At 44.4% G+C, this 25,589-nt stretch carries 27 protein-coding genes and 1 other annotated feature; of the genes, 24 read left to right on the top strand and 3 right to left on the bottom strand.

What is annotated here, in order from left to right:
- Positions 1-323: 323 nt before the first annotated feature.
- The 3 genes from ACKPCD_RS01685 to tnpA form a co-directional block, all read right to left on the bottom strand.
- Complete coding sequence (locus ACKPCD_RS01685; RefSeq protein WP_321434523.1) at positions 324-695, bottom strand: aldo/keto reductase; 372 nt, start codon at positions 693-695, stop codon at positions 324-326.
- Positions 696-924: 229 nt separating this feature from the next.
- The gene (locus ACKPCD_RS01680) at positions 925-2,439 is read right to left on the bottom strand and encodes a transposase (protein WP_321433803.1); all 1,515 of its coding nucleotides are present in this window, start codon (positions 2,437-2,439) and stop codon (positions 925-927) included.
- 34 nt (positions 2,440-2,473) lie between these two features.
- Complete coding sequence (gene tnpA / locus ACKPCD_RS01675) at positions 2,474-2,884, bottom strand: IS200/IS605 family transposase (RefSeq protein WP_321433802.1); 411 nt, start codon at positions 2,882-2,884, stop codon at positions 2,474-2,476.
- A gap of 349 nt (positions 2,885-3,233) precedes the next feature.
- Here tnpA and ACKPCD_RS01670 point away from each other — a divergent pair, with 349 nt between their 5' ends.
- The 24 genes from ACKPCD_RS01670 (at position 3,234) to rplL (ending at position 25,467) form a co-directional block, all read left to right on the top strand.
- Positions 3,234-3,491 carry a helix-turn-helix domain-containing protein gene (locus ACKPCD_RS01670; protein ID WP_321433801.1) on the top strand — a complete coding sequence of 86 codons (258 nt, stop codon included), beginning with the start codon at positions 3,234-3,236 and terminating at the stop codon, positions 3,489-3,491.
- 433 nt (positions 3,492-3,924) lie between these two features.
- A complete protein-coding gene (locus ACKPCD_RS01665) occupies positions 3,925-6,003 on the top strand; it encodes a BglG family transcription antiterminator (RefSeq protein ID WP_321433800.1) in 2,079 nt (692 codons plus the stop codon).
- Positions 6,004-6,060: 57 nt separating this feature from the next.
- Positions 6,061-6,369 carry a PTS sugar transporter subunit IIB gene (locus tag ACKPCD_RS01660; RefSeq protein ID WP_321433799.1) on the top strand — a complete coding sequence of 103 codons (309 nt, stop codon included), beginning with the start codon at positions 6,061-6,063 and terminating at the stop codon, positions 6,367-6,369.
- 26 nt (positions 6,370-6,395) lie between these two features.
- Positions 6,396-7,679 carry a PTS sugar transporter subunit IIC gene (locus ACKPCD_RS01655; RefSeq protein WP_321433798.1) on the top strand — a complete coding sequence of 428 codons (1,284 nt, stop codon included), beginning with the start codon at positions 6,396-6,398 and terminating at the stop codon, positions 7,677-7,679.
- Between the two features lie 25 nt (positions 7,680-7,704).
- On the top strand, positions 7,705-8,121 hold the full coding sequence (locus ACKPCD_RS01650; RefSeq protein WP_321433797.1) for a tetratricopeptide repeat protein: 417 nt from the start codon (positions 7,705-7,707) through the stop codon (positions 8,119-8,121).
- 26 nt (positions 8,122-8,147) lie between these two features.
- A complete protein-coding gene (locus ACKPCD_RS01645) occupies positions 8,148-9,011 on the top strand; it encodes a class II fructose-bisphosphate aldolase (protein ID WP_321433796.1) in 864 nt (287 codons plus the stop codon).
- A gap of 7 nt (positions 9,012-9,018) precedes the next feature.
- Complete coding sequence (locus tag ACKPCD_RS01640) at positions 9,019-9,630, top strand: AAA family ATPase (RefSeq protein WP_321433795.1); 612 nt, start codon at positions 9,019-9,021, stop codon at positions 9,628-9,630.
- 1,106 nt (positions 9,631-10,736) lie between these two features.
- The gene (locus tag ACKPCD_RS01635) at positions 10,737-11,342 is read left to right on the top strand and encodes a sigma-70 family RNA polymerase sigma factor (protein ID WP_177187623.1); all 606 of its coding nucleotides are present in this window, start codon (positions 10,737-10,739) and stop codon (positions 11,340-11,342) included.
- 382 nt (positions 11,343-11,724) lie between these two features.
- A complete protein-coding gene (locus ACKPCD_RS01630; RefSeq protein WP_321433794.1) occupies positions 11,725-12,312 on the top strand; it encodes a Gx transporter family protein in 588 nt (195 codons plus the stop codon).
- Between the two features lie 227 nt (positions 12,313-12,539).
- On the top strand, positions 12,540-14,408 hold the full coding sequence (locus tag ACKPCD_RS01625) for an FAD-dependent oxidoreductase (RefSeq protein WP_321433793.1): 1,869 nt from the start codon (positions 12,540-12,542) through the stop codon (positions 14,406-14,408).
- A gap of 72 nt (positions 14,409-14,480) precedes the next feature.
- Positions 14,481-14,903: a NusG domain II-containing protein gene (locus ACKPCD_RS01620; protein WP_321433792.1), complete on the top strand. Its 423-nt coding sequence runs from the start codon at positions 14,481-14,483 to the stop codon at positions 14,901-14,903.
- A 35-nt stretch (positions 14,904-14,938) separates the two neighbouring features.
- On the top strand, positions 14,939-15,919 hold the full coding sequence (locus ACKPCD_RS01615) for a polyprenyl synthetase family protein (RefSeq protein ID WP_321433791.1): 981 nt from the start codon (positions 14,939-14,941) through the stop codon (positions 15,917-15,919).
- Positions 15,920-16,128: 209 nt separating this feature from the next.
- On the top strand, positions 16,129-16,674 hold the full coding sequence (locus tag ACKPCD_RS01610; protein ID WP_321433790.1) for an FMN-binding protein: 546 nt from the start codon (positions 16,129-16,131) through the stop codon (positions 16,672-16,674).
- Positions 16,675-16,789: 115 nt separating this feature from the next.
- Positions 16,790-17,857, top strand: coding sequence for an FAD:protein FMN transferase (locus tag ACKPCD_RS01605; RefSeq protein WP_321433789.1), 1,068 nt, complete (start codon positions 16,790-16,792; stop codon positions 17,855-17,857).
- A gap of 11 nt (positions 17,858-17,868) precedes the next feature.
- The gene (gene menA / locus ACKPCD_RS01600; RefSeq protein WP_321433788.1) at positions 17,869-18,810 is read left to right on the top strand and encodes a 1,4-dihydroxy-2-naphthoate polyprenyltransferase; all 942 of its coding nucleotides are present in this window, start codon (positions 17,869-17,871) and stop codon (positions 18,808-18,810) included.
- Positions 18,807-19,289 carry a GNAT family N-acetyltransferase gene (locus ACKPCD_RS01595; protein WP_321433787.1) on the top strand — a complete coding sequence of 161 codons (483 nt, stop codon included), beginning with the start codon at positions 18,807-18,809 and terminating at the stop codon, positions 19,287-19,289. Before menA ends, ACKPCD_RS01595 begins: the two co-directional genes overlap by 4 nt.
- Positions 19,290-19,549: 260 nt before the next feature.
- Complete coding sequence (locus ACKPCD_RS01590) at positions 19,550-21,724, top strand: PTS sugar transporter subunit IIABC (protein WP_321433786.1); 2,175 nt, start codon at positions 19,550-19,552, stop codon at positions 21,722-21,724.
- A 191-nt stretch (positions 21,725-21,915) separates the two neighbouring features.
- Positions 21,916-22,068, top strand: a complete 153-nt coding sequence (gene rpmG, locus ACKPCD_RS01585; RefSeq protein WP_072763840.1) for a 50S ribosomal protein L33 — start codon at positions 21,916-21,918, stop codon at positions 22,066-22,068.
- A gap of 35 nt (positions 22,069-22,103) precedes the next feature.
- The gene (gene secE / locus ACKPCD_RS01580; protein WP_068562460.1) at positions 22,104-22,274 is read left to right on the top strand and encodes a preprotein translocase subunit SecE; all 171 of its coding nucleotides are present in this window, start codon (positions 22,104-22,106) and stop codon (positions 22,272-22,274) included.
- Between the two features lie 141 nt (positions 22,275-22,415).
- A complete protein-coding gene (gene nusG / locus ACKPCD_RS01575; protein ID WP_086989356.1) occupies positions 22,416-22,964 on the top strand; it encodes a transcription termination/antitermination protein NusG in 549 nt (182 codons plus the stop codon).
- A 127-nt stretch (positions 22,965-23,091) separates the two neighbouring features.
- Positions 23,092-23,517 (top strand): 50S ribosomal protein L11, encoded by a 426-nt coding sequence (gene rplK, locus ACKPCD_RS01570; RefSeq protein ID WP_068562458.1) that lies wholly within the window; start codon positions 23,092-23,094, stop codon positions 23,515-23,517.
- Between the two features lie 104 nt (positions 23,518-23,621).
- The gene (gene rplA, locus ACKPCD_RS01565) at positions 23,622-24,311 is read left to right on the top strand and encodes a 50S ribosomal protein L1 (RefSeq protein WP_086942743.1); all 690 of its coding nucleotides are present in this window, start codon (positions 23,622-23,624) and stop codon (positions 24,309-24,311) included.
- A 40-nt stretch (positions 24,312-24,351) separates the two neighbouring features.
- Positions 24,352-24,478 (top strand) — a sequence feature (ribosomal protein L10 leader region).
- Positions 24,479-24,515: 37 nt separating this feature from the next.
- A complete protein-coding gene (gene rplJ, locus ACKPCD_RS01560) occupies positions 24,516-25,016 on the top strand; it encodes a 50S ribosomal protein L10 (RefSeq protein ID WP_321433785.1) in 501 nt (166 codons plus the stop codon).
- 85 nt (positions 25,017-25,101) lie between these two features.
- On the top strand, positions 25,102-25,467 hold the full coding sequence (gene rplL, locus ACKPCD_RS01555) for a 50S ribosomal protein L7/L12 (protein WP_321433784.1): 366 nt from the start codon (positions 25,102-25,104) through the stop codon (positions 25,465-25,467).
- Positions 25,468-25,589 lie beyond the last annotated feature (122 nt).

Raw genomic sequence — 25,589 nt, 5'->3', positions numbered from 1 at the left:
TTGGAAGGTACTGCACGAATAGGTACGTGATTCAGGAACCGGTCGCCAACGGATAAAAATCAAACATTAAAGGACTGCCTTAACCAAAAATGGTTCAAGGCAGTCCTTTTTGAATAGCAATGGAATCTAATGACAGTTCTTTTCACACAGCCAAGGTCTTCCAAATCAAAATCTGTTGCTCCTTCGTGGGGGAGTCTTCTGTCGGATAGAAGATAAAGTGTGGAGTTGAATCAACAGCAAGTGGGAAATTTCATTTTTTTGAAAACTTTTTATGCTTGCTTATCGTAGTTCAAGCGTGCCAGCAAAAACAGACGGTGCATCCATTATGGCAGATTGAGGAAGCGTTTGTCTTTGTCGAGTTGGGCGATTTGCTCCAATTCAGCGGATGATAGTTCAAAATCAAAAATAGCCAGATTACTGTCTATGTGAGTTGGATTTTTCGAGCCTGGAATGACAATATTTCCTGTTTGGACATGCCAATGCAAGATGATTTGCACAACGGATTTATTGTACTTACTTGCCAATTCTGCAAAGATGGGTTCGGCAAGCAAGTCTTTGTCAGCTGAGCCAAGGGGGTACCAGGCTTCAAGCGCAATATTGTCCTTAGCAAGTTTTGCTTTCAAATCTTTTTGTTGGAAATAAGGGTGGCATTCCACCTGCACTACAGCAGGTTTGATCGTTCCTTCAGCTAACACCTTATCCAATTCGGGTCCTCTGACTGCTCCCCATGGATAAATCCAGGGGGTTCCAATGGCTGTTGGGACGTCACGGACCGTACTGGCGATATTTCCAAAAAAGTGGAGATGTCGTTTTTCTATTTCCGTTCTATTCCCAAAAGCCCTTAGACTTTCTCAACAAGGCGCCCGATGGCACCATTCGCGTTGAAGGCTCACAGCTGAACCTTTTGGTTGCTCTTTACATTTGTTAAGCTAATTGAAAATCTCGCAGTCCGAAATTGCAGGACTGGCGTCCGGTTGATTGGCAGAGCGTCTGGATGCAGGTGTCGTGGTGCGCCATGAAGGTCGCAAACGTCGCGCTACATTTTGTGCGGTCAGTCTCGTTGCGTGTCGGTTGGCTGTTTTTCAGGAGGAATGCACTGTACAGATCTCGTTGGACAAGCTGCCCGGCAACAAAGGTCGTACGTTCATCACGTGTCTTTTTGATATACGTATCGTTTACGTGGTTATACTGGCTGGCACGGAATTTAAAGGTATCCACCTCGTACAGCGCACCCCCTTCTTGGGGTGCTTTTTGCTTCACGATACCGACCAACATGGCCGGCGCATGATAGCCGATGGACTTGCCATAGCGTTTCTTGCGGTTGAACCGCCGATTCTTGTTGACGGTCGTTTCTTTAGCCCGCTTCATCAATGCACGGAAATCCATGTCCTCCACATAAACCTGATTACCCAGTGCCAGGATGGCATTGGCGGTTTTGTTGTGGGCTTCTTTTAATGCCACCGCCCGACGGCGGTAGAGGTCCTTCAAGCGAAACATTATTTTCATGTAGTTCTTGCTCCGTACCCAGGTCAACTTGACACCCTGCTTGACGGTGCCGTCGACAGTAAAGTTGGCGGGGTTGGTTGCGCGGCGACTCCGGTCCAGTTTTCGTTGCAACAGATGAATCGCGTGGTCATAGGACGCTCCTTCTGGAAATAATTCCTTCAAGATGACGCCGTCATCACCTGCCACCGCCACCGTAGAGGTGCCGATGTCGATGCCCACTTCCGCATTCGGAGCGGGTTGTCGGCGGGGCATCCCCGTATTATTGTTGCGTTTCACTGGCGGGATACCTTCCAGCACCAGTTGCAGGAAGTATTGATTGCCGCCCTTGAACGCCTTGCGTACGATGCGGCAGTATTTCACCCGGTGCAAGGAGAGGGATTCCTGAACGAATAAATCGTTGGCACGCATAGTGACAGGCAGAACCAGCCCGTTCCACTCCAAACGGTCGCCTTTGAAGCGGATGCCCGTAGCGTTCGACTTGCCTTCCAGCGATTCCAGCTGGCCGAACTTTTTGAAGTGTACCTTTTTGCCTTTGCCATACAGAAGGGAGGACACACTTGTCCAGACCGTAGAAGCGATTTTTTGTGCTGTGAAGCTGTCGATATGCTTCTTGTACGCCTCGCGCATCCGCCCGATGTAAGCATGCAAAGCGTATTCCGTCATACCGAAGGTCTTTTGGATCGTTTGCAATTCCTTGTTGCACGCCGTCACACGATTCTTGTCGTTTGCTTTGATGGGCAAGCGGCGTTCTGCCAGCACGTCTTGGTATCGACGGTTCTTGTACAACTCTGTTAGCTGCGTCCGCGCATGGTACAAGACCTTGTTATACAGTTTTTCAGCGATTTTGAAACGCTTATCCAGTATTGCTTGTTCATTTTGATGTGTAACAAGTCCCAGCTCTACGACGAATGAAGCTGTTTTGCTTTTAGCCATACGTGTTCCTCCTTTCTTGATGATTGCTTTGCATTTACTGGCGTTGTGAGGTCTTTTGGCTTTGGATGTATTGCTGAATCATTTCAAGCGGCGCCCCACCCACTGTGGAAACGAAATAGCTATTCGACCAAAGAGTGGGTAGCTTCGTCGTCAGTTCCTTAAACTCCTGTCTCAGCACGCGGGAAGAAACTCCCTTGATGCGTTTGACTGCTTTGTGAACCCCGAATTGTGGATCTATGTCCAATAGGAGGTGAACGTGGTCTGGCATGATCTCCATTTCCTGAATTTCGACGGATAGACCGGTGCACGTTTCTACAATGAGCTCCTTTAAGCGTGCCGCTACTGGTCCGACAAGGACCTTTCGCCGATATTTTGGACACCAGACAACATGGTAGATACAAGAATAAGTGATGTTATTATTTGATTTATATTTTTTATTTTCCATACATTGATTATACAGCGAATTCCCACATAACACAACTGAGTGCACGTCTTATATCCCCATAGCTAAAGCAAGGGGCTTTACGACGCTCTTTCGGTAATAACTAGCATCGGCAGTCCATCCGAGCCGGTCATATTCTGTGCGTATCCAGATCAATTGCTATCCGTATATAGGTTTCGGAAGCTAATTCCAGCCATCTTTAGTCTTTAAAAGCAGAGACCGAGACAGCGATTCATCTTTAGGATGTCAGCGGTACGGTCGAAACATAGAAACGGAAAGCAGGGAAAATAATGGATATGACAACATAGGTGGTTGATGTACTTTCGATGGGCATGGAACGGTTCCTGCGAGCATGATGAGTGATCGGCAGCTGACGGTCGAGGCGAAGGCGATCTATGCGTATTTTGCCACATGCATCGGGTCCGAGGACACAAGCTCCCCCACGGTGGGCGAAATCAGCAAGGTTCTGAACATGAGCGAGGAACGATTCCGGAAGCATCAGAAAAATTTGATTGAAAGAGGATATCTGACAATCCGAAAAAATGCAGCGGCAAACGGAAGATACAGTACGAATGTGTATGTAATCCAGGACCGGATTGCCAACGGATAAAATAGAAAAGAAAATCCAACATAAAAGGACTGCCTTAAACCATTTTTGGTTCAGGGCAGTCCTTTTTGCGCAACCAAAGGAATCATTATGGAGCCATCTGATAACTTTTCCAGACAATTGGAGGGAGCCATCCTTAAACACGAAATCAACATATAAAGAAGGTGGAACTGTCGAGAGGATAATCATGGTTGTGCAGGATGATTTATCACCCCTTGCGAAGATGGTATAATCAATATTTTATGATTAGTCGTAACGAATGCACAAAACTTATGAAGAACCACTTCTGGAATTAGGAGTTAAAGAAGGGATGCAACCTGCATATACCCAACAATAAGACAGCGTTTACATTTTTGCAAAATTAGATGGCAATAATATCTACTAACAAAATAATCGGAGGGAAGATATACTTCAATCAGACAAGGAGATAAAGAATATGAGAGATAGATCATTAGAATTATTGAGAAAATTTGTTATATCTGGTTTTCCGGTTAGCATAGAGACACTATGCGAGGAGTTCAAGTTAAGTCAAAGGACTTTGAGGAGTGAGATAAAGAGCCTGAATGATTATTTGGTGGAAAATGAATTTCCTATCATAGAGACCATTAGAGGAAAGGGATTTCAGTTGACGTTGAGTAAAAGTCAAACAATCGATTTAATGGGGCTTTTTGAGAATGATTTTAAAGATGAATTTTACAGTAGGGATGAACGGATACTCGATTTAGTCCTGGACATAGCACTGGGGCAAAATAAAGTCTTTCTTTATCAGAAGGAAGAGGAATACCAAATATCTAAAAGTACTTTGGATGAAGACATGAGGAGGTTAAGAACGTTATTAAAAGAATACGGTGTTGAGGTATTGAGCATACCGAAACAAGGATTGGTTTTTGAAGCGAAGGAAAGAATTATCCGGACCATGCTGTACTCTCTGGTCAATAAGGCTATCGACAACGTTGCTTTGATAGACAATATAAAAAATCAATCCACTATCCAGCAGATTATTTTCAAATATATTCCTTTGGGGATGATAAATGAAATCAATCAACTGTACGATCATTCCATTTCCTCAAGTGAGGAGAATTTGTACCGAAAAAACCGGATTCTGTTTACTGCTATCTGGTTAGCAAGGTACAACATGGGATTTTATGTTAAGAATACAAATTGGGTAAGGGCTCCCGAAAATGCTCCCAATGGCTTGCATGTTTTTGTAACCGCTATTTTCGAACGGTTCGGATTATCGCCGGATAAAAATGAATTCAACTACCTAGTATTTATGCTGAATACATTCAATTCTAAGGACATGAACAACTCCGTCGAGTGGGCGCAGGCTCAAATCCTATCCATACAGCTGATTCAGTATGTCGAGAACGCAACAAAAATACCCTTTTCGAAAAAAGAAGAGGCTTTACAGGAAGGACTGTATAAACATATAGGAGGGTTGTTGAATCGGCTTCGCTATGACACCCAATTCTCTAATCCTATGAAAGACAACATCAAAAGTAACTACGGAGAAATTTACAAAGCGGTTGAAGGATTCTCGAAAGTTATGAGCACAATGCTGGATAAAGAAATTACTGATGATGAAGTCGCATTTCTTACTATTCACTTTTCAACATCATTAAGTGAATTGAACCAAGAGATTGAATATTGTTATCGGGCGGTGGTCATTTGCAACCATGGTGTAGCTACGGGAAAACTCCTGGCGGAAAATCTAAAAGAGCTGTTTAATATTGAAGTTCTTGCCGTCCTTAGTTCAAGAGAGACTGACTTGATCAATAAGCTAGATGTGGATTTGGTGTTTGCCACTGTACCTATATCAGAGGTGTCAAAGCCATTGTTGGTAATCGATCCTATAATCAAACGTGAAAGTAAGGAAGTAATATACAGCTTCTTAAATCAAAATTCTGCTTGCAAGCGGTTAATAAGTCGTCACGAAAATGCTACGCAAATGTTCTCTTCGATACTTAGTTTGATGGAGAAGCAGGACATCAAAATTACCAAAGAGATTTATGGAGATGTGGAAGAAATTTTCAGAGAAAATCGTTTGTCAATCAACACGAAGGAGATTCAGCCTATGATTAAAGACATTTTGAAGGATACAGATATCATAATCCAAGCGAAAGCGAGTGGATGGGAAGATTCGATAAAACTTGTTTCCCAGCCACTGCTGGAGGATGGGACAATAACAGATCAGTATGTAACAGCAATGATAGATACGGTCAAGGAGTTTGGTCCTTATATCGTAATCGGGCCACACCTTGCTTTAGCACATGCGCGACCTGAAGAAGGGGCCAATAGACTTGGATTGAGCGTTGCTACTTTAGCGGATCCCGTTAGTTTTGGGCATGAAATGAATGATCCGGTTAAGATTATATTTTGCTTATCAGCTATCGATTCGTTTTCCCATTTGAACATTATGAAGAACCTGATTGATTTGATTAATGACGAGGAAAAGATCGATCAATTAGCAGAGGTGAAATCTGAAGAGGAATTCAAGCAACTGTTATTCGGGTAATTAGGAAATGGTAGTTATTTCCATAATATAAGAAAAAGAAATAGGAGCGTGATTTTTATGGGTAAAAAAGTAAATATTCTATTCGTGTGTGGAGCAGGGCTAGGTAGTAGCTTTGCAGCGCAAATGGCAGCCGAGGATGTATTGAACAGTCACAATGTTAAAGCAAAATTGGATCATGTAGATATTTCCAGTGCGGCATCCCTACAACCGGACATCATCATTACAGCCCAAAATTTCAAGTCCCAGTTCGAAAAATTCAGCATTGATGAAACAAAGACAGCCATTGTTTACTTGAAAAACATCGTATCCAAAGCTGAAATTGAAGAAAAACTTTTACCGGTTCTCGTAGCTAAAGGCGCAATATAATTAAAAAATCATAAGAGGTGACTATAATGGGTGTTGTAAATTTTATTATTGATAACGTTCTCACACAAGCTTCAATTACGATTGCTTTAATTGCTATGATGGGTTTATTGCTTCAGAAAAAAGCGACCGGCCAGGTCATATCGGGTACTTTAAAAACGTTGCTGGGCTTCCAAGTATTGAGCGCGGGTTCCAGCATCATCGTAGGCAGCTTGATTTACTTTGGGGAGATATTTACAGCGGGTTTCAATATGCAAGGTATTATCCCATCGATTGAAGCCATTAACGGCCAAGCCATGAACGAACTGGGGCTAGGTCGAGATATTGCCCTTACTTTCTTAGCTATCTTTGTATTTAATATTCTGATTGCTCGATTCACTAAATGGAAATATATCTTCTTAACCGGTCAAGCTATTCTATGGATGGCAACAATGACCACTGTATTCGGATTCTTTGCAGGCTTAAGAGGTGTTACGCTAATTCTGGTCGGCGGTCTAGTCGGTGGTATTTTTGCGGTAGCAATGCCAGCAATTGCTCAGCCTATCATTCGTATCGTCACTGGATCAAATGACATCGCTTTGGGTCACTTCTGTACTATTGGTTATTTATTCGAAGCCGGCGTTGCTAAGATTTTTGGCGAAAAAGGCGAAAACAAAAAATCGATTGAGGATATCAAATTACCTGAATCGTTTGAATTTCTGCAAGATACTTATCTCTCTGTAATGGTAGTTATGGTTCCTTTATATGTCATCACAGCAGCCTTTGCTGGTCCTGGTGTAGGCGATCCTGGAGCTCAGCATTACTTGATGTTCGCATTCCTGCAAGCCATCCAATTCGTTGTTGGGGTATATGTATTGTTAGCCGGTGTACGTTTATTGCTTGGAGAAATCGTACCAGCATTCAGAGGTATTGCAATGAAATTGGTTCCTGATGCTATCCCTGCATTGGATTGTCCAGTATTCTTCCCATATTCTCCAAACGCGGTAATCTTAGGATTCATCACAACAACAATCGGTACAATTATCGCAATGTTCACGTTACCAGCATTCGGACTGGCAATGATCTTGCCGGGAATGTTGACAAACTTCTTCGCTGGCGGTACAGCAGGTATCTTCGGTAATGCTGTAGGTGGGCGTAGAGGAGCGATCATTGGTGGTATTGCCCATGGATTCTTCATTACATTATTGCCGGCACTCCTGGTGACAATCTTCAACAGCATGGGATTCATAAACGCTACAGCAACAGACGTTGATACAGTCGCAGCTGCATTGTTGTACGCATGGATCTTGAGCCCAATCTTAAAGGCGTTCTAATCAGTAAGGATTGGAGGAAAAATCAATGTTTAACTTTTTTGGAAAAAAGAAGGAAAAAGTTCAAGCAGTACAAGAAAAAATTCAATTATCTGATGAGCGCATCTCTGAATTACGGGATGTAATCGAAACAACCACTGCAGAAATAAGTGAAATTGATCCAGCAGCTGCAAACATAAATGAATTGTTGGCTTCGCTGTATGAAAAGTTAGGATTGGCTTATGCTGAGCTTGGTGAGGATGACCAGGCGCTGGTCAGTTTAGAAAAGAGTTTGGATTACAAGTTGACAATTGGAGATGGCTACAAAAAATTGATGAGCATCTACAATGCGAAAAGAGCAGAAGCGGCTCGCAATGGCAGTGATGCAGGTATTGAAGAATACATGGGGAAAATGGATAACATGAGACAAATTGCTAAGAAAGTAACCATATCGGGATCAAAATAATATACAGCAAAGGAAATGATGCAAATATGTATAAAAATTTAAAAGAAGTTACCGCAATGGCAGAAGAACTGAATATGACAATCGGCGCATTCAATACACACAATCTGGAGATGTTACCGGAAATGATTCGGGCAGCAAAGGAAATGGGTAGCCCAATCATAATCCAAACGAGTATCGATACCGCGAAATATATCGGCTATAAAGTCCTTGTTGCTGTAGTCAAAGAATTAGCAGCAGATGAAATGGTTGATGTCGCTTTACACTTAGATCATGCGCGAGATTTTAATGAAATCAAGGCAGCTATTGATGCAGGCTTTTCAAGCGTGATGTATGACGGTTCGCATTTGCCGTTCAAAGAGAACATCGCGAAGACAAGAGCCGTCGTGGAATATGCCCATGCCCATGGCGTTTCTGTAGAAGGCGAACTGGGAACGATCGGCGGTACAGAAGAAGGCATCTCGGTTGCGGAAAATGATAAAGTGTACACGAAACCAGAGGATGCCATTGAGTTTGTTGAAAAAACGGGTGTGGATGCTTTAGCCATCGCAATCGGAACGAACCACGGCCAATTCAAATCCAAAACCGATGTTAATATTCCATTGCTTAAAGAAATCAATGCTGTAGTTGATGTGCCTTTAGTCATCCATGGCGGTACCGGCGTAAAGGAAGAAGATTATCCAGAGCTGATCAACAACGGCATCCGCAAATTTAATGTAGGTACTGAATTGCTTGTTAACTGGAACAAAGAGGCAAAAGACTGCTTCAGCACCACTGAACTGAACAAATCACTCAGACATAATGTCATCCCTGCGAACATGAAAGTGAAAGAGATTGTAAAACATAAAATTGGATTATTTATGAATGTAGATAGTCCATTAAAGATAGGCTAGGCTTCAAATGGATAAGTATCTTATTTTAATCGCAGGGAGTCCAGCAACAGGAAAAAGTTACTTAATCAATCTGATAAAAGAAGTACTGCCGGATATGTTCATCCTTACTCCGGATGAAGGCAAGGAGATGTTCGCTGATTCGGTAGGGTTTGATAGCCTAGAGGAGAAGGCTCAGCTGGAAAAAAGGGTTTGGGAGTTCTATTACGGGGTATTAGATCTGTATATGGGCGCAGGCAAACGATTTATTTTATCGGAATATCCGTTCTCCAATAAGCAACGCTCCAACCTAGAAAGTTTAGCAAACAAATATTCATATAAAGTGATAACAATTAGACTAGTGGCCGACTTTGATGCTTTATGGGCCAGAAGAAAAGTGCGGGACATCGAAAAGGATCGGCATTTGAGTCACATCATGTCGCACTATCATTTTGGCGATACACTGGAGGATCGCTCAAAAGCAGACAGTCTGATTACAGAGGAAGCATTCAGGAATATTATTGAAGCGCGACAATACAACGAGTTTTCGTTAGGCGAGTTGTATGAGTATGATGTGTCTGATTTTTCTAAGGTAGATTACTCTGAGTTGTTGGAAAAATTGAGAAGCTTTACCAGTGAATAGTATAATTGAATCAATTAACAGACGTTAAAGACATTAATTGTATGTGTCTTTAACGTTTGTTTTTATTTGGTTGTATATTTAAAATTCCATCCTATTATCATTTGTAGATTTATAGAAGTACTTATTACAATAATCTCATTTTGCAACTTTGGATAGAATAATTTTTGGGGATACACCCTCAATATCTCTACCACCTATATTTAAGTAGAAACTAAAAATCAATTCACATTCATTGTAGCGATAATATCTAAACCTACTATAGGTAAGTAGGGTAAATGATGAATAAGATGGAAAAATAGATAAATGTACTTTCGATGAGTCGTGGCATCATTCTGAGAATGGCGATAAGTAATTGGAATCTGACGACCGAGCTGAGGGTGATCTATGCATACTTTACCTCATGCATCAGGGGCGAGGACACAAGCTCCTCCACGGTGGGCGAAATCAGCAAGGATCTCAGCATGTGCGAGGACCGATTCAGGAAGCATCAGAAAAAAATTGATTGAAAGAGGATATCTGACAATCCCAAAAAATCAACGGCAAACGAAAGGTACAACACGAATGTGTATGTGAGCTAAGAACGGATTGCCGACAGATAAATTAGAACAGAAAAAGCAAAACAAAAGGGCTCGCCCTAAACCAAAAAATGGTTTAAAGCAGGCCTTTTGAATGACCAAGGAAAGAATTATGGAGCCACCTGATAGCTGTTACAGTTTGAGAATATCTGATAAAAGTACCAAGATGATGGCGGAACTGCCGATAGGGTAGGAACCCTCTAAGAAGATTAATACATGTAGGTATCTATTTAAGAGAGTTTTTAGTTAATATTATCTATATAATAGATAATATTAACTAAAAACTAAGTAAGCGTTATTAAATTTTTATTTTCAGCTCAATTGCCTCCTAGGATTGATAAATAAGGGTTATCACTATGAGCGTCTAATGCTGTACCGAGAATTTAGATACAGGGAAAATTTAATGAATAAAAATTCAAACTAATGTTTGACAGCGCTTTCTTTATCGGTATAATAGGTATTAGGCAATATGTAACGCATTTTCTAGAGATGTATTATATATTTGCCAAAAATTATCTTGGGGGATTGAAAATGAACGAAGAAATGGAACTGTCGGAATACAGTCCGGAACAATTGGTGGCACTAATCCAGCAAGGGCACTCTATGCACTTTGAAGAACTATTCTATAGGTTTTTACCACTAGTCAAGAAGTTCAACAGAGCCTACTACTTGAAGTCTTTGGAACAAGATGACTTCTGGCAAGAGGCTCGGATGGTATTGCACAAGGCTGTTCAGTCTTATGTTCCCGAGAAAGGCTTGCAGTTTGCGAGTTTTTATAAACTAACTCTCAAACATCACATTTTCAGCTTGATCAGGAAAGAGAGTGCAGTCAAGAGAAGGATCGACAAAGGCGCAGTATCTTTGGATGCAATTCTGGAAAATCAGTATAGTAACCATACGGAACATTCGTTTGAAGGTGTTGTGTCGATGAGCTTCTCTCCTGAGGAAATCGTTATGGTGAAGGAAAGTGCATCGGGTTACTTCGAAAGTCTTTCTGATTTCGAACAAGCTGTGTTCATCCGTTTTCTCAATGGATCGGATTTCCTGAGCATCGCGGATGAATTGGACTGCGAGGTGACATCCATCAAGAACGCTTATGATAGATGCCACCGAAAAATGAAGCGTTTGTTGGAATGATATCCAAATAATGCGGGGCCGTCTCCCTTTGGAGGCGGTCTTTTCTTCGTGGCAAGCAGCAGTGGAGCGAAGAAAGGACCGGGCTGCTAGACGGAGGACAGCGCTCGGGTGAATGCGTAGCTCCGGGCAGCGGTCGCTCGTCGGAGGACAGAGGTAACTTTCAACCTCAACTCCGGAGAGGCCGAGCCTATCGGAGAACGAAGAGGAAATGTTGGACGAACTGCGGCGAAGCTTCCGTTCGCCGGAGGAGAGGAAGAACGGGGCTGGCTCTTTGTGAGGCATTCCTGTTTTTTTCTTTTAGTAAATATAGGTCCTTAGTTCATTTCTTTGGCCCAATTGTGCTACACTTTACATATGAATTTTAATAAGTTGGGATAAAGCTATGAATAAAAATAAACGTTTGATCTATATTTCATTATTGGCGGCGCAGGGTGTGGTCATCACGATGCTGGAGCGGGCGATTCCGTTTCCGTTCGCGTTTGCGCCGGGTGCGAAGCTGGGGTTGGCGAACATCATTACATTGCTGGCGATTTTTACGCTGCCTTATAAGGACAGTTTGAAGGTCGTGTGGATGCGGTTGTTGATCTCGACGTTGTTGGGCGGGACGTTATCGACCTTCCTTTACAGTTTTGCGGGGGCTTTTTTGAGTTATGGTGGGATGCTTTTGGTCCGACTTTTGGGTCCGAAGCGGGTCAGCATGATCGGCATCAGTGCGACCGGTGGGATTCTGCACAATGTCGGGCAGTTGGCGATGGCAAGTCTGATCGCGCAATCGTTCAGCGTCATGCTCTACTTGCCGATCCTCTCCATAACCGGTATCTTCTCGGGGGTCGCTGTCGGGGTGGCGGCGAACTATTTGCTGGAGCACGTCGCGACAATCCGTCAGTTCCAGTCGGAGGAGGCTGCTAAAAGCAAATTAACGAAAGCATGGTATGAGGCTTCATTGGTTTATCGGAAAGAGCAAGACTAGCATTTTATTGTTTTGATATTTCGATTACGAGAGGTTTTAAGACGACGCGTGAGATAGGAAACAAGCAAAAAAGGATGAAATTGTGCTAGCTGGAGAACTTTTTCATACTACTTTCAGATTTTGCATGGACAATTATTCACAAATCCACTATACTTATAAATGTGGTTATTTTAAATAAGTGAAAGAGCGCTGCAAGGCGCTGAACATAGAAAAAAGGAGACTACCTAATGAGTAAGAAGAATATTGTGGTTGTCGGAGCAGGTTTCGCCGGTGTGGCCGCCGCGAAGAAATTGTCCCGACATTTCAAGAAAAATCCGGATGTCTTGATCACTTTGATCGACAGACATTCCTACCAAACCTATATGACCGAGTTGCATGAGGTGGCGGCGGGACGCGTACAGCCCGATGCAATCCAATACGATCTGCAACGCCTATTCAGCCGTAACCGGAATGTGGATATCGTCACAGATGAAGTAACGCACGTGGACCGTGAGAAGAAAGTCGTGACGACCAGCAGCCATAGCTTCAACTATGACTACCTGATCTTGGCAATGGGTGGCGAGCCGAATACGTTCAACGTCCCAGGTGTCGATGAGCATGCCTTCACGATGTGGTCTTGGGAAGATGCGAACAAAATTCGCCGTCATATCCAGGATACAGTCGAAGCAGCCTCTAATGAACATGATGATGCGAAACGTAAAGCAATGCTGACGGCAGTAGTCAGTGGGGCTGGTTTTACCGGCGTGGAATTGGTCGGCGACTTGATGGAATGGAAAGACCATCTGGCAAAAGCCAACAAGTTGGATCCGGCTGAATTCAGCCTCTACTTGGTTGAAGCTGCACCACAGATTTTAGGTGTCGTTACCGAAAAGGAACAACAAAAAGCCGAAAAATACATGCTGAAAAAAGGCATCCAGATCATCAAAGGCAATGGGGTCGCAAACGTCAAGGAGGACAGCGTCGAGTTGTCTGATGGAACGGTCATTCCGACACACACGTTGATCTGGACGGCAGGGGTAAAAGCGAACTCTGATGCAGCAGCTTACGGCATCGAGCAAGCAAGAGCGGGTCGTTTGGTAGCCAATAAATACATGGAAGCGAAAGATTCCGATGGCGTTTACTTGGCGGGGGATTTGGTCTACTACGAAGAGCCGGATAAAGACAATGCGCCGGTGCCGCAAATCGTGCAATCCGCCGAACAGACGGGACACACAGCGGCCGCCAATATCATTGCTTCTATTGAAGGCACTGAGAAGCACGAACATAAAGGTACGTATCAAGGGTTCATGATCTCGATCGGTTCCCGTTACGGTGTGGCCTACTTGATGGACAAAATCCATTTGAGCGGTTTCTTCGCGATGCTCGTGAAGCATATCGTGAACTTGTTCTACTTCATGACAATCGGATCGGGCTATTATTTCGTACAATACATCTATCATGAATTCTTCCATATCAAAGAAAAACGCAACATCTTCCGTGGGCATTTGTCGCGTTTGGGCAATGTACTCTGGGCACTGCCGTTGCGCGTCTTCTACGGCAGCATGTGGACATGGGAAGCGGTCAAGAAGATCTTCGGCTTGTACGGTACGACTTCTTGGTTCGGCGATGATGTCGTCTTGCCTTTCGCTTGGCTGAAGGAAGCGACGACTGGTGCATCCGAAGCAGTAACGGAAACAGTCAGTCATCCTGTCTTCGGTTTGAGCTATGCATACGGTGAAGAACCGATGATGATCTTCAAAGAAGCACCTGAGTGGTTCAACAGCATCATGAAAATCATGATCCCGAACGTGGAAATGGCTTTGTTCTTCCAAAAATTCATGACAATCGTCGAGTTACTGATCGGTTTGGCGATCATCGCGGGCTTGTTTACGTTCTTGGCGAATGCTGCAACGATCGCATTGGTGGTCTCGTTCTCCTTATCCGGCATGTTCTATTGGGTGAACATGTGGTTCATTCCAGTGGCTATCGCTTTGATGAACGGTTCAGGCAGAGCCTTTGGGTTGGACTACTATGTGATTCCTTGGATCCAGAAGAAACTTGACAACTGGTGGTATGGTAAGACAAAATCAATCTATAGACCGGGTATTGGTCAATAATAACGATCTAACAGGGTTAAGGTGGGGAGACTTGCCTTAACCCTTTTCTTTTCGAAAGAGAGGGATGGGGAAATGAGGAAATACCTGAAAATGATCCGCAGGGGCGATCTGCTCATCATTCTTTTTTTGATGGGAGCTTCCTTCCTGCCGTTGGGGGTCTTCAGCTATCATCAAGCCAACGCTGAGAGTGCCGATCATATTGCGGTCATCAGTGTGGACGGCAACGTGGTGAAGGAATTTGTCTTGAAGGATGACGGCCAAACGGAGACGTATGTTTTCCAGGACGACCATGGGCACGAGAACGTGATTGTGCGCGAAGGAACCCAAATCCGGATTGATTCCGCCGATTGCGACGACCAATTGTGTGTGCGCATGGGCGCGAAGGATGGCATCGGGGAGACGATCGTGTGTCTGCCGAACCGCGTACTGGTGGAGGTGCGGGGTACTCAAGGAGCGACCGATGAAGATGAAGAGGCCCTCGACATCATCTCCTGATAATTACTTAAGGGCAGAACAAAAAGGAGTTCAGTATGAAAATTCATTCGATGTGGGACCAGTATCCGCTGTTGCAAGGGGAATTGGTCGCCACCAATGAGCTGTTGAAAAAAAATATAACGCTCAAAAACCAGGCGGTAAGGGAAGCGATTCTCGCGCGCCTGCTTTCAGGTGGGAAAATGCTGCGGCCGGCCTATTGTCTCTTGTTTTCGTACTATTCCCCGCAACGGGATGCGGAACGGGCGCAGGCAATCGCGGCTGCATTGGAGTTGTTGCATACGGCTACGTTGATGCATGATGACGTAATCGATGAAGCCGGCACACGTCGCGGCCAGGAGACGATGAACCGGGCATTCGGCAATCAGATCGCTGTCTATTCGGGGGATTATCTCTTCACGGTCTGCTTCCGCTTGCTGTCCGAATACGCGGGTGACGCAGCGGTGTTAAAAATTGATACGAATGGGATGGAGAGTATCCTGATCGGTGAGCTCAATCAGATGGATATGCGCTACAATCCGGATATGCGCATGCGTGATTATTTACGCCAGATCCAAGGCAAGACGGCCCAACTGTTCGCCTTGAGCTGCTATGCAGGGGCCTATGGATCGGATGAGGATGAGAAGTTGGCTCGGCTGGCCTATCGGATCGGGCACGACATCGGCATGGCCTTCCAGGTCATGGATGATATCTTGGACTACACGCAGGATGAAGAGACTTTGGGCAAACCGGCTCTGAGCGACTTCCGTAACGGCATCTACACGGCACCTGTGCTGTATGCGATGCAGGTTGACCGTAAAGCTTTCGCTAGTTATATCGCCAAGGGGGCGGATGTGACCGCCATGGAGCTCGCGGAAATCCATGCTTTGGTGGAAAAATACGGCGGGAACCGCGCCGCGCAGGCACTTGCCAAGAAGTACACGATAAAAGCGCTGAAGCTGATCAAAAAATTGCCGAATCATCCGGCAAAGGAAACGCTAACGAAATTAACTGAGCAATTGCTTTATCGCAATATGTAGCAAAGCTTCCGCTGCACGCTATGCGGATGGATAGCCACTCATTTTAAAACAAATCATTAGAAAATAATGGGTTTTTTGTTAAATATATGAATTTTATTTGGCTAAAGATGTAACAAATGGTATGATAAGTAAGTGGATAGATATCGGGAGTTTGTGATTGGAATCACATATCTAACCATTATAATAAAAAGAACAGGGTGGGATAGATTATGGAATTAAAGAAAACGTTATCTACAGCAACTCTTTTGCTGGCATCAACTTTCGTATTAGCAGCTTGCGGCGGAACGGATACAGAAACTGAAACAGAATCTTCAGTAGCGGCTTCATCAGAAGTTGTGGCTGAATCTTCTTCAGAAGCTGCTTCAGAAGCAATGGCTGAATTACAAGACGGCACATACACATTGGTTGAAAAGAACTTTGACGCTCGGGGCTGGAAAACTGAATTTTCGATCACTGTCGTGGACGGCAAAATCACAGAGTCAACTTTTGACAACGTGAACGAAGCCGGCGTGAAAAAATCCGAAGATGCAGAATACCAAGCGAACATGTCAGAAAAAGTTGGCGTAGGTCCTGCTGACTACTTCCCGGCATACAACAGCCAATTGGTTGAAAAACAAGATCCTGAAGCGGTGGAAGTCGTTACTGGCGCTACAAGCTCTTATGATTCTTTCAAAGAGTACGCACCATTGTTGGTTGAAGCAGCTGAAGCTGGCGACACAACTACAATCGAAATCGACAACGCAGTCGAAGAATAAGGCGTTTTTCCACTTTTTTAGGTGGATTCAGCAAGAAAAAAGATTATTATAGACAGGTAGGGACAGCGTTCTTGTTCCTGCCTGTCTTTTTTAAATGGGAATATGGGGTGAATCGATGAGAAAATATATGAATAAGATCGTCTTGATCGGCGCCTTGTTGCTGACGCTCCTTATCGGGGGATGCGGCAACGGCGGCGTGCAGGAAGAAACGGCGATACGCAAAGAGCCGTACGAGAAAACGGAATTTCTGATGGGCACCTATGTGACGGTGCGCGTTTATGATGAAGGCAAAGAGGCGGTGCTGGAAGAAGCTTTCGCGCGTGTCGAGGAACTAGCCGATAAGATTACGGTGAATGAACCTGGATCTGAAATCGATGCGATCAACGCTGTTGCCGGGACGGAAGCGGTTGAACTATCTGAGGATATCTACCCGTTGGTACGGAGTGCTTGGGATTACAGCAAGGCATCCGATGGTAATTTCGACCTGTCGATTGGGCCGATCACGGAACTGTGGCACATCGGCTTCGAGGATGCTAGGAAGCCGGAGCAGAGTGAGATTGATGCGGCGCTGGCGTTGGTCGATTACGAACGCGTCGTGCTGGATGATGCAGCGCGGACGGTTCAGTTGGCTGATGCGGCGATGCGCTTGGACTTGGGTGCCATCGCAAAAGGCTATATCACCGACGAAGTGAAGGATTTGTTGGCGGAGAATGGTGTTACGACGGCCATCATCGATCTTGGCGGCAACGTTTATGTCATGGGCGGTTCGCCTTTGCGTGAAGGGGAGTCTTGGAATGTAGGCATCCAGGATCCGATGGCTGCGCGTGGGGAAACGATCGGCAAAACGAAACAAAAAAACCGTTCGATCGTGACTTCAGGCATTTACGAACGCTATATCGAAGTGGAGGGTGTCAGCTATCACCATCTGATGGATCCGGAAACAGGCTATCCGTTCGATAACGATATCGCCGGTGTTTCTATTTTGTCCGATAAATCGATCGATGGCGATGCCTTGTCGACGCTTGTCTTTGGCCTCGGGCTGGAAGCTGGTCTGGCCTATGTCAACGAACGGGATGATATCGAAGCCGTTTTTGTGACTAAGGACAAGAAAGTCTACGTTTCGGATGGATTGATTGATAATTTTGAACTGACGAACGACGAGTATGTTTGGGAAAATGAATAGGGGTGAAAGAGATGAATGTACCTGTATTTTTGGAATTTGTGGAAATCAAGACTAAGTTAGCCAGTTTGTTTCCGTTTGTGCTGGGTACCTTGTTTACGCTTTATCATTTCGGCAGCATCAATGCGCTGAACACTATTTTATTCTTTATAGCGATGGTCGTATTTGATATGGCGACGACGGCCATCAATAACACGATGGATTATGTAAAGGCGAAGAACCTGGTTTACCGTGATGAGGAAAACATCCTCGGAAAAGCTGGGATTTCCGTCAAACAAGCAGCCAAAATCATCGTTTCAATGATTGCCTTTGCAGCGCTGCTGGGATTGATCCTGACCGTGAGGACCGATCTGTTGCTGCTGATGATTGGGGCACTCTGCTTTGCGATTGGGATTCTTTATACATTCGGGCCTTTTCCGATTTCGCGGATGCCCTTAGGTGAAGTGGCATCAGGGCTGACGATGGGCTTCGGAATCTTTTTCATCGCTGTTTTCGTGAATGTGCCGGTCGGAACGCTGGCTTCGCTCCTGCTGCAGTGGCCGAACTTCACGCTGGCGGGGAACAGCGCGAATCTGCTGATCATTCTCTTGCAGTCGGCTCCACTTGTGTTCAGCATCGCCAACATCATGCTAGCGAACAATATCTGCGACTATGAAACGGACATTTCCAACCACCGCTATACGTTGACTTTCTACATCGGGAAGCCAGTTGCAGTGCGTCTTTACGCCTGGTTGTATTATGGGGCTTTCGCTGCAACGACCTTTTCGGTGTTGTTCGGAATCTATCCGGTTTGGATGCTGTTCATTTGGGCAATCTTCCCGATTGTTCAGCGTAACATCAACCGTTTCAAAGCCAAACAGGAAAAAGCGACAACTTTTGACTTGGCAATCAAAAACCTGATTCTTTACCATGGGTTGGAGATCATCCTGTTGATCGTGTCTCTGATTCTGAAATGATCACCATTAGAGACGGAGCCCCTGCGGATGAGTTTTTCCTGAAGGAAATGACTTATCAGGCGATTTATTCGCCCGAAGGCGGGGGCTTTTTGCCGCGTAAAATATTGGAAGAACCTGCAATCCGGCGCTACTATGCGGACTTCGGCAGAGAAGGCGACGTGGCATTCATAGCATTATCGGATGATAAAGCCGTCGGAGCGGTGTGGGTTCGGCTTGCGACAACGGCCCAAAAAGGCTACGGTTTCGTACGCTCAGATGTGCCCGAACTCGCAATCGCGGTGCTGCCGGCCTTCCGCGGGCGCGGTATCGGGACGGCGCTGTTGGAGCAGATGCTGACGCATCTGCATGCAACGGGTTTGGAGGCAGTGTCCTTGAGTGTGTCCCGCTCTAATCCGGCGCGCAAGCTCTATGAGCGGCACGGATTTTCCCTTGTGAAAAACCAGAAAAATTCTTGCACAATGTTGATTGGACTAACATGACTATACAAGTTAGCGTTTTCATTAAAATTACTTAAGAATGCCCTTGGAATTGTGTCTGAAATGTTACTTCACGCTTTTAATGAAAAGGCAGTTGCGTTATAATGGCTGAGGATTCAAAGTACCTTATCTTTCAGAATCTTCATTTATTAATCAATAAAGCGCTATATTCATCTCCTGCATTATCCGTCCGTTTAAATAAAGAGAACAAGGTCAGTTGTCCTGTAACGGAGCTTTCCTTGTCCCTATTTGGAGGATTTAAAATGAAGGACAAAATTTTTGGTATTTTGCAGCGTGTTGGGCGTTCGTTTATGCTGCCAATCGCCATTTTGCCAGTAGCCGGACTCTTTTTGGGTATCGGTGGGTCATTTACTAATGCTACGACACTAGAAACATATGGTTTAACAGAACTGATGGGTCAAGGGACATTCATTTATGATGTTCTGAACGTAATGAACCAGGCTGGATCTGTTGTCTTTGGCAACTTGCCGTTGATCTTCGCTGTCGGCTGTGCCATCGGTATGGCGAAAGCTGAAAAAGCGACTGCATCTTTGGCTGCTGTCATCGCCTTCCTGATCATGCATTCATCCATCGGCGCTATGATCGTAGCCCGTGGCGGCGCAGATCAGTTCATCGAAGGTTCCATCTCAAACGTATTGGGTATCGAGTCATTGCAAATGGGTGTTTTTGGAGGTATGATCGTCGGTTTGGGTGTTGCTGCACTTCATAATCGCTTTTATAAAATTCAATTACCAGCTGCTCTTTCGTTCTTTGAAGGCACTCGTTTTGTTCCGATCATCTCATCGATCGTCTACTTGTTCGTAGGTATCCTGATGGTCTTTATCTGGCCGCCAGTGCAAGAAGGCATCAATGCGATCGGTGCTTTGGTACAAGGTTCCGGTTACGCTGGAACATGGCTCTATGGTTTCATGGAGCGTGCGTTGATTCCGTTCGGTCTGCACCACGTATTCTACTTGCCTTTCTGGCAAACAGCAGTGGGCGGAACGATGGAAGTCGGCGGAAAAATGGTCGAAGGTGCACAAAACATCTTCTTCGCGCAATTGGCTGACCCTGACACAACTGTCTTCAGCGTTGCAGCTACCCGCTTCATGTCAGGTAAATTCCCGTTGATGATCTTCGGTTTGCCTGGTGCTGCTTTAGCGATGTACCACACAGCTAAACCAGAAAAAAGGAAAGAAGCCGGCGGACTATTGTTGTCTGCTGCCTTGACTTCCATGCTTACTGGTATCACTGAGCCATTGGAATTCACATTCTTGTTTGTGGCGACACCGTTGTATGTCATCCACTCTGTTTTGGCCGGTGCTGCTTACATGTTGATGCATATGTTCAACGTTGGCGTCGGTATGACTTTCTCAGGCGGATTCATTGACATGTTCCTTTACGGTATCCTGCAAGGGAATGCCAAAACAAACTGGATCTGGATTGTATTCATCGGTCTTGCGTACTTCGTGGTCTACTACTTCCTGTTCTCGTTCTTGATCAAGAAGTTCAACTACAAGACTCCAGGTCGTGAAGATGATTCGACTGAAGTGAAATTGTATACACGTGCTGACATGAATGCGAAAGCGCAAGAAGGCGCTGCAGACATTGCCTCAGTCGTGAAAAACGAAACGGATGAAATGTCCGCTTCCATCGTTTATGGTTTGGGTGGCGCAGCGAACATCGTGGACGTCGACAGCTGTGCAACTCGTCTGCGTACAACCGTTGCAAACGGAGATTTGGTTGATGCGGAATTATTGAAGGGCACGGGAGCATCCGGCGTCATCCATAAAGGAAACGGCGTTCAAGTTGTTTACGGACCGAAAGTTTCTGTCATCAAATCAAACCTGGAAGAATTCATCGAAAGCGGCAGTGCCGCGAAATTGCCTTCCAAAGAAGACTATTATGGTCTGAAGGCTGTTGAAAAAACAGAAGAAAAAGCTGCAGAAAAGACAGCAGCACCTGCTGCTGAAGAAAAAGCGACAGTTGCCACTACTTTACGTTCGCCGATCGCGGGTACCGCTATTCCCTTGACACAAGTGGATGACGCTGCCTTCGCTAGCGAAGCATTGGGTAAAGGGGTCGCAATCGAACCTGCAGTCGGAGAGGTTGTTTCGCCGATCAATGGTAAAGTCGTAATGGTTTTCGACACGAAGCATGCTATCGGTCTTGAATCAGACGAAGGTGTTGAAATTTTGATCCACATCGGATTGGATACAGTCAATCTGAAGGGTGAAGGTTTCACTACCCATGTTAAAGCTGGAGATCTTGTTGAGATCGGAGACAAATTGGTTGATTTCGATATCGACTTCATCAAGGCGTCCGGTTACAAAACAACGACTCCTATGGTAATCACAAACACTTTCAATTACAAAAACATTGAAGTTGTTGCAGAAGGCACTGTAGATCTTGGCGACGCAATCGTTACAGTTCAATAAGAAGTAAGATTCAACACGGATAAGGTAATGCAGAAATGAATAGCGCAACAAAAAGGTTTCCGGTCTCAGATCCGGAAGCCTTTTTGTATTTTGGGCGCATCCGCAAAAATAAAAGGGTTGACTATTTGGGATAGGCGCTCTAATATTAGCTTGTATTGTGTACACAAATAGAGAGAAAATAGGTGAGCGACATGGCTATCAGAAAAGCCGCATTAGCCTGTACCGTATGTGGATCAAGGAACTATACCATCACACCTACTGAAAAAGGTCGTACAGAACGTTTGGAAGTCAAGAAATTTTGCCGGTATTGCGGGAAGCATACCTTGCACAAAGAAACGAAATAAAGACGAAACTGGCAACAGATAGTAGGAGGAGAAGCATGAAATTTCTGAAGAGCGTAGCGGATGAAATGAAGCAAGTGACTTGGCCGACTGGTAAGGAATTAGCAAAATATACAAATACGGTTGTCGTTACAACCATTCTATTCGGAATATTTTTTGCCGTAGTAGATTTTGGGATCACAGAAGCAATGAGTTTAATCTTAAATTAAAAAGAAGATTTGTAGCCATACAGTCTTCGTGATGCTATAATGTTAACGCCGTACAGAAGAAACCTTTCAACGACAGGAAGGTTTTTTTGTTTACAATAAATGAAGTCTAATAAAAATCCACCAAGAAGGAAGATGCGAAAAATGGAAACGATCGAAAACGAAAAACAATGGTATGTGTTGCACACTTATTCAGGCTATGAGAACAAAGTGAAACTGAACATCGAATCACGTGCGCAAAGCATGAACATGGAAGACCATATCTTCCGCGTTGTGATCCCGGAAGAAGAGCAAGTGGAAGTGAAGGACGGAAAAGAGAAGGCGACTACGCAAAAAACCTTCCCTGGTTATGTGTTGGTTGAAATGATTATGTCTGATGAAGCGTGGTTCGTAGTCCGTAACACGCCGGGCGTTACCGGTTTCGTTGGATCGCACGGAGCGGGCAGCAAGCCGTCTGCGTTATTGAATGAAGAAATCGAAGTCATCCTGAAGCGTATGGGTATGAGCACGCGTACGCATGATGTGAACTTTGAAAAAGGCGAGCCCGTCACCATCACCGATGGCGCATTCAACGGTCTGTCAGGATTCGTTGAAGAAGTGGACAGCGAAAAAGGCAAGTTGAAAGTCATGATCGAAATGTTCGGCCGCGAAACGATTGCCGAACTAGATTACAACCAAGTCGACAAAGGCTAAAAAAACTATTGCATTTATTTGGGTGTACTGATATAATATATCGGTACGTTCAGGCGTATGGATTGAGTGGGAGGGGAAATCTTAACCCCATTAAACCACATCACGAACAATCAAGGAGGTATGTCTCGTGGCTAAAAAAGTTGTTAAATTAGTTAAGTTACAAATTCCTGCAGGTAAAGCATCTCCTGCTCCACCGGTAGGTCCAGCTTTGGGTCAAGCACAAGTAAATATCATGGGATTCTGTAAAGAATTCAATGCACGTACTGCTGACCAAGCAGGTATGATCATTCCCGTCGTCATTTCTGTATATGAAGATCGTTCATTCACCTTCATTACAAAAACTCCTCCAGCTCCAGTATTGCTGAAAAAAGCTGCAGGTATCGAATCAGGTTCAGGCGAACCGAACAAGAAAAAAGTTGGTACTGTAACACGTGACCAAGTTAAAGAAATCGCTGAAACAAAAATGGTAGACTTGAATGCAGCAGACGTAGAAGCTGCTATGCGTATGGTCGAAGGTACTGCCCGTTCAATGGGTATTACAGTTCAAGACTAATTCAAAATGCAGCTTCTCATGTGGCCTTTCGAACGCTCATAAGGTGTTCCGGGCCACACGTGGGAGGTTAATCCGTTAAAACCACAATCTAGGAGGAAAATTCAATGGCTAAGAAAAGTAAAAAATTCCAAGATGCTGCGAAAAAAGTAGATTCTACTAAAGCATATTCAGTAGAAGAAGCAGTAGCATTAGCGAAAGAAGTCGATTTTGCAAAATTCGACGCAACTGTTGAGGTCGCTTACCGTTTAGGAATCGACACTCGTAAAAATGACCAACAAATCCGTGGAGCAGTCGTGCTTCCAAACGGAACTGGTAAAACACAACGCGTTTTAGTGTTCGCTAAAGGCGAAAAAGCTAAAGAAGCGGAAGCTGCTGGGGCAGACTACGTAGGCGACGCAGATATGGTTCAAAAAATCCAAGGCGGATGGTTTGAATTTGATGTTGTCGTTGCAACTCCTGACATGATGGGTGAAGTTGGACGTTTGGGTCGTGTATTGGGACCTAAAGGCTTGATGCCAAACCCTAAAACAGGTACTGTAACAATGGACGTAACAAAAGCTATTGACGAAATCAAAGCTGGTAAAGTTACATACCGTGCTGACAAAGCTGGTAACATCCACGTTCCTATCGGTAAAGTATCATTCGACGATGCTAAATTGATGGAAAACTTCCGTACAATCCACGATGTAATCTTGAAAGCTAAACCAGCAACTGCTAAAGGCCAATACGTTAAAAATGTAAGTGTAACAACTACATTTGGACCTGGCGTTAAAGTGGACGCAAGCTCTTTATAAAAAAACCTTGACCTCAGCGACTATCTTTGGTATAGTCGTTGAGGTTAATATATGCTTACCGAAGACAGCAGGGGGTGCGAGCCTTAATATACCTGCCGAGGAAGAATCCAATGAGATATTTATGGATCCTCTATGTCTAGGTGACATAGAGTTTTTTGTTTTTACAAGAAATTCTATCATAAAATCCAGGGGGTGAAATATAAGATGAGTGAAGCTGCTATTGCACAAAAACAACTGTTGGTTGAAGAACTGACAACAAAAATCCAAGAATCCGCATCTGTAGTCGTTGTTGATTATTTAGGTCTTACTGTTGAACAGGTGACTGAATTAAGAAAACAATTGCGTGAAGCTGGCGTAGAAATGAAAGTTATCAAAAACTCTCTAATGGTACGTGCTGCTGTCGCTGCAGGTTTGGAAGGCATGGAAAGCATCTTCAAAGGACCTACTGCTGTTGCATTCAGTTCTGAAGATGTTGTAGCTCCAGCCAAAATCATGGCTGAATTTGTAAAAACTGCTGATAAACTAGAAATCAAAGGTGGTATCGTTGAGGGTAACGTTTCTTCTAAAGAAGAAATCGAAGCTTTGGCAAAACTACCAAACCGCGAAGGTATGCTTTCTATGTTGCTTTCAGTATTACAAGCTCCAGTCCGCAACTTTGCGTTGGCTATTAAAGCTGTATCCGAGAAAGACGGCGAAGCTGCATAATTTGCAGTTCTGCTAGATGAACCAAAACACAAGCCTCTTTAATGGAGGCACAAAAAAACTTAAACCAAAAACGGAGGAACACAAAATGTCATTAAACATCGAAGCAATCATTGCTGACATCAAAGTAGCAACAGTTCTAGAATTAAACGACTTAGTAAAAGCTATCGAAGAAGAATTCGGCGTAACAGCTGCAGCTCCAGTAGCAGCAGCAGGCGCAGTAGCAGCAGCAGAAGAAGAGCAAACTGAATTCAACGTTGAATTAACTTCAGCTGGAGATGCTAAAATCAAAGTAATCAAAGTTGTACGTGAAGCTACAGGCCTAGGCTTGAAAGAAGCTAAAGCTCTAGTTGACGGCGCTCCTGGCGTTATCAAAGAAGCTGTATCTAAAGAAGATGCTGAAGCATTGAAAGCTCAATTAGAAGAAGTTGGCGCTTCTGTAACAGTTAAATAATCTTTTTTCAAAAGATTATTTCTACAGAAACACAATTCTAGATTGTGTAAATAGACTAGCCAGGATAAGCAATTATCCTGGCTTTTCTTGTATTTTCCCTGCAGTGTCGGACTTCCGTCAGA

The organism is Trichococcus flocculiformis, assembly GCF_963662535.1.
GTDB classification, from domain to species: Bacteria; Bacillota; Bacilli; order Lactobacillales; family Aerococcaceae; genus Trichococcus; species Trichococcus flocculiformis.
The sequence above is the reverse complement of the archived record's forward strand: the minus strand, read 5'-3'. Positions and strand labels throughout refer to the sequence as shown.

Bases quoted from the DNA above. Each gene is read 5' to 3' on its own strand.
- ACKPCD_RS01650 (WP_321433797.1), top strand. From the start codon at position 7,705: ATGTTTAACTTTTTTGGAAAAAAGAAGGAAAAAGTTCAAGCAGTACAA.
- secE (WP_068562460.1), top strand. From the start codon at position 22,104: ATGAAATTTCTGAAGAGCGTAGCGGATGAAATGAAGCAAGTGACTTGG.
- ACKPCD_RS01615 (WP_321433791.1), top strand. From the start codon at position 14,939: ATGAAAATTCATTCGATGTGGGACCAGTATCCGCTGTTGCAAGGGGAA.
- nusG (WP_086989356.1), top strand. From the start codon at position 22,416: ATGGAAACGATCGAAAACGAAAAACAATGGTATGTGTTGCACACTTAT.
- ACKPCD_RS01645 (WP_321433796.1), top strand. From the start codon at position 8,148: ATGTATAAAAATTTAAAAGAAGTTACCGCAATGGCAGAAGAACTGAAT.
- ACKPCD_RS01655 (WP_321433798.1), top strand. From the start codon at position 6,396: ATGGGTGTTGTAAATTTTATTATTGATAACGTTCTCACACAAGCTTCA.
- menA (WP_321433788.1), top strand. From the start codon at position 17,869: ATGAATGTACCTGTATTTTTGGAATTTGTGGAAATCAAGACTAAGTTA.
- ACKPCD_RS01605 (WP_321433789.1), top strand. From the start codon at position 16,790: ATGAGAAAATATATGAATAAGATCGTCTTGATCGGCGCCTTGTTGCTG.
- tnpA (WP_321433802.1), bottom strand. From the start codon at position 2,884: ATGGAAAATAAAAAATATAAATCAAATAATAACATCACTTATTCTTGT.
- ACKPCD_RS01590 (WP_321433786.1), top strand. From the start codon at position 19,550: ATGAAGGACAAAATTTTTGGTATTTTGCAGCGTGTTGGGCGTTCGTTT.
- ACKPCD_RS01620 (WP_321433792.1), top strand. From the start codon at position 14,481: ATGAGGAAATACCTGAAAATGATCCGCAGGGGCGATCTGCTCATCATT.
- rplA (WP_086942743.1), top strand. From the start codon at position 23,622: ATGGCTAAGAAAAGTAAAAAATTCCAAGATGCTGCGAAAAAAGTAGAT.
- ACKPCD_RS01680 (WP_321433803.1), bottom strand. From the start codon at position 2,439: ATGGCTAAAAGCAAAACAGCTTCATTCGTCGTAGAGCTGGGACTTGTT.
- ACKPCD_RS01625 (WP_321433793.1), top strand. From the start codon at position 12,540: ATGAGTAAGAAGAATATTGTGGTTGTCGGAGCAGGTTTCGCCGGTGTG.
- ACKPCD_RS01595 (WP_321433787.1), top strand. From the start codon at position 18,807: ATGATCACCATTAGAGACGGAGCCCCTGCGGATGAGTTTTTCCTGAAG.
- ACKPCD_RS01635 (WP_177187623.1), top strand. From the start codon at position 10,737: ATGAACGAAGAAATGGAACTGTCGGAATACAGTCCGGAACAATTGGTG.
- ACKPCD_RS01670 (WP_321433801.1), top strand. From the start codon at position 3,234: ATGATGAGTGATCGGCAGCTGACGGTCGAGGCGAAGGCGATCTATGCG.
- rpmG (WP_072763840.1), top strand. From the start codon at position 21,916: ATGGCTATCAGAAAAGCCGCATTAGCCTGTACCGTATGTGGATCAAGG.
- ACKPCD_RS01660 (WP_321433799.1), top strand. From the start codon at position 6,061: ATGGGTAAAAAAGTAAATATTCTATTCGTGTGTGGAGCAGGGCTAGGT.
- ACKPCD_RS01630 (WP_321433794.1), top strand. From the start codon at position 11,725: ATGAATAAAAATAAACGTTTGATCTATATTTCATTATTGGCGGCGCAG.
- rplJ (WP_321433785.1), top strand. From the start codon at position 24,516: ATGAGTGAAGCTGCTATTGCACAAAAACAACTGTTGGTTGAAGAACTG.
- ACKPCD_RS01640 (WP_321433795.1), top strand. From the start codon at position 9,019: ATGGATAAGTATCTTATTTTAATCGCAGGGAGTCCAGCAACAGGAAAA.
- ACKPCD_RS01665 (WP_321433800.1), top strand. From the start codon at position 3,925: ATGAGAGATAGATCATTAGAATTATTGAGAAAATTTGTTATATCTGGT.
- rplL (WP_321433784.1), top strand. From the start codon at position 25,102: ATGTCATTAAACATCGAAGCAATCATTGCTGACATCAAAGTAGCAACA.
- ACKPCD_RS01610 (WP_321433790.1), top strand. From the start codon at position 16,129: ATGGAATTAAAGAAAACGTTATCTACAGCAACTCTTTTGCTGGCATCA.